This window comes from Amphibacillus indicireducens (assembly GCF_039539605.1).
In the GTDB taxonomy this organism is placed as follows: domain Bacteria; phylum Bacillota; class Bacilli; order Bacillales; family Amphibacillaceae; genus Amphibacillus; species Amphibacillus indicireducens.
Genome location: NZ_BAABDL010000064.1, coordinates 1 through 3186 on the forward strand (window position 1 = coordinate 1; position 3186 = coordinate 3186).

Annotated in this window: 5 protein-coding genes; 1 reads left to right on the forward strand and 4 read right to left on the reverse strand. The window is 33.6% G+C overall.

What is annotated here, in order from left to right:
* Positions 1–80: 80 nt before the first annotated feature.
* Positions 81–1529 (forward strand): helicase-related protein, encoded by a 1449-nt coding sequence (locus ABD814_RS05940; RefSeq protein WP_344911300.1) that lies wholly within the window; start codon positions 81–83, stop codon positions 1527–1529.
* A 325-nt stretch (positions 1530–1854) separates the two neighbouring features.
* Here ABD814_RS05940 and ABD814_RS05945 read toward each other — a convergent pair whose 3' ends face one another.
* From ABD814_RS05945 to ABD814_RS05960, 4 genes are all read right to left on the reverse strand, one after another.
* Entirely contained in the window at positions 1855–2160 is a 306-nt protein-coding gene (locus ABD814_RS05945; RefSeq protein WP_344911302.1) for a DUF960 domain-containing protein, read from the reverse strand.
* 10 nt (positions 2161–2170) lie between these two features.
* Positions 2171–2527 carry a hypothetical protein gene (locus tag ABD814_RS05950; RefSeq protein WP_344911304.1) on the reverse strand — a complete coding sequence of 119 codons (357 nt, stop codon included), beginning with the start codon at positions 2525–2527 and terminating at the stop codon, positions 2171–2173.
* A gap of 119 nt (positions 2528–2646) precedes the next feature.
* The gene (locus ABD814_RS05955) at positions 2647–2997 is read right to left on the reverse strand and encodes a hypothetical protein (RefSeq protein ID WP_344911306.1); all 351 of its coding nucleotides are present in this window, start codon (positions 2995–2997) and stop codon (positions 2647–2649) included.
* Positions 2966–3142, reverse strand: coding sequence for a JAB domain-containing protein (locus ABD814_RS05960; RefSeq protein WP_344911308.1), 177 nt, complete (start codon positions 3140–3142; stop codon positions 2966–2968). The genes ABD814_RS05955 and ABD814_RS05960 overlap by 32 nt, the downstream gene beginning before the upstream one ends.
* Positions 3143–3186: the final 44 nt, after the last annotated feature.

Below are 3186 nucleotides of genomic sequence, written 5' to 3' on the forward strand. Positions count from 1 at the left end.
AAGTGGACTCGGAATGGATATTGAAGGACTCATTCTAGCGTATAGGTGGGTCTAAAACAGCGTAATAATCAGTCAATACATTGGGATCAGAAAAACAAAATATCATTTACTGCAATACTATTGCGTATACAGTCGGATTAGCAAGAGAGTTTTCTAGTAAATTAAAGGAGTATCCTAATGAAAAACTACAAGAACTTATAAATCTAATAGAAGAAAGTGTACATGATCAGTATTTTTTAATTGATTGCTTAAAAAAAGGAGTAGCTTTTCACTTTGGAAAAATCCCACAACGCATAAGAGAAAGAATAGAGGCTCTCTTTCGAACTGGGGAAATTCGCTTTCTTTTTTGCACATCTACTCTACTTGAAGGAGTTAATCTACCTGCAAAAAACATTTTTATTTTAAGTATGAAAATTGGTATGAGCAATATGGATGACGTTAACTTTTGGAATTTAGCTGGACGAGCTGGTCGGCTGACTAAAGACCTAAGTGGAAATATTTTTTGTGTAAGAATCTTTGATAAAAGAGGCTATTGGAAAAACCCTCAGGAAATTGAATTATTAAAGAAAAGGAAAATTGCAAGTATAGAATCTCCATTAATGAAAAAGAATGATGGGAATTTATATAAAAATATTAATAATTCACTTTCTGGAAGACCATTTACTAATAAACGCTTGTCTGTGGATGAAAAAAAGTCTATACATATGTATGGTAATATTTTACTATACCATGATATAGTGAAAAGTGATTCAATTCTTCGTAATCGTTTTTTAGAAAAGAACAATGATGGGAAAGCTACTTTAGAGAAAGTTGTATCAAAAATTGAAGTTCCAGATTATATTATTGCACAGAGTGCAAATATTTCGGTCAGTATTCAAAATAAAATATATTCCAAATCTATGGATGAATTACCAGTAAAAACTGACTACCAAAGCTGTTTAAATATGCTTAATATATTATTTGACTCCTACGAATGGGGTGTTGAAGAAAAGCAACTATTTAAAAATCGAGAGCATCTAACTTATTTTGCTGTATTAATAAACTCTTGGGTAAACTCTAAACCTTTAAAGTACATTATTTTAAACGCAATAAAATATTATGATGAAAATAATAAAAGGATTTTTATCCAGGCAAATATATCCGAGATATTTAACAGGGATAGTGTTGCACATATTAATATCCTTATTAACACTCTTATTTCTGACATTGAAAATGTCATTCGATTTAAAATTAAAAGTTATGTTAATAATTACATGCTTCTATTGCAAGATAAAGGACAGGTAGTTGAATCCAACTGGTCTGATTTCCTAGAATACGGTACTACTGATAAGTTTATAATAGAAATTCAAAACATTGGATTTCCTCGTCACTTAGCTTCTTTTTTAAAATCAAATCATTCCGATTGTTTTACTTTCGATGATGAAGAAATAATTGAATTTAATGATTACAAATTAAAAAATGAAATTGATAGAGTTAAATATAAAAACGAATTCTATGAACTATCCGAAATACTGGAATGGTCTCTATAATAACTGGTCGATATGGCAACGCACCACTGGTTACTTTCTACTGAATCCTCGATCCAAAAGGTGTGGAGCGACAGATTCCAGAGCAACATAAATAATCTGTTTTCGTTATAAAAGGCGTTACAGTCACCAAAAGTGTGGTTGTAACGCCTTTTCACATGTAACTTCCATTCATTAATTTCTTTTAACTTTGACTAGCTCATTTCCCTTCAATTAAATGAAGTTGACTGTATTTATCTTTTTCTGGACAACACTGATAAAAGCGAACCAAGAAGTTCTATGACAACCTCTATGACAAGTTCTTTATTCTTCATACTCCATTCCCCTCTCAATAATCACTAGGAAACAACATGGTTTGATGTGTCCGATCGTCTACACACCAAACGGTAAGGTTTACTGGTGATTCCCTTACTAGCGGAACAAGCCATTCACGTTTTCTTTCAGGTACTTCTTGTCTGTGGGTGATGTGTTGCTTATTCTGCCTGTTTTCAAGTTCAAAAACCTGTAAGTAATCCATTTCCTTTCCTTGCTCTCGTTCGTAGTCAATTAAGTCCCACAGAAGCTTTTGTATTTCCATGTGTAAAGATTCTGCAATCGCTCTTGTCATATACCTTACATTCTTGTTACTGAACATGCTATTCCCCCTAACTCTCAAGCCAACGTTCTGTTTTTCGTGGTAGCGTTCTTTCTAAGAAATAAATGAGGGACATCTGATGATCTTGCATGAGTCCAATTCTGAAATATTTTTGACCCTCAATTTTCTCAACATCTACAAATTCCAATGCATTCATGTGATCAATTAGTACCTGCATGTCTTCCTCCCTATCAAAATGATAAATACACGAATAGGATGGCAAGCTAAATTCATCTAGTGATTCTCCTTCATTTTCAGCTTCATACCATATTAAAAATTGATTCTTAATTTCCTCTACATATAAAGAAGGCAATTGTTCATCAGCCTCTAAAGCATGAACATCTGCCATCGTTTGAATTTTAATCATTTACTTTCTCCTTTCTTTTTTAGAAACTAAAAAAGACTATTCGTGTTTTTGTCCTTAACACGAACAGCCTTTATGACTCTACACAGCATATTATCTATTTACCCCCTATGGTGAAGTGATTATGATTCCTTTTTATCATCTTGATTGGTTAATATGACCTTTCCATTTTTCATCCATGTTTCAAGAAGTAGTTTGCCATCATGCTCATCAATTACAATCATAAGCAGCCATTCATCTGCATTCTTATCGACAAACATAAACGTTTGAGTAAGAAGCGGATTGGGTAATCGATTCAGGTCTTCCCTGGCAATGATTCCTTCATCAATTTCCTCACGTTCTAACAAAACAGATTCATAGCTTACATCTTCTGTCGGAACAACTTCCCCAAACACATTAAACATACGCTCTTTAAACCAAGTTGCATCGTACAACCAGTGATTAGATGTATCCTTTTTCTTTGAGTGAGACAAATTCATCTTCTCCTATCACAATGTGGTCAAGTAATTCGATGCCCATAATTTTTCCTGCTTCTACAAGTTTTCTAGTAACTTGGATGTCTTCTTGGCTTGGTTCACTGTTACCTGAGGATAGCAATAGGTAAGGCTTCGAAGTCATCTCCACCTTTTCCCCTGCTCCACACCGTGCATGCAACTTTCATC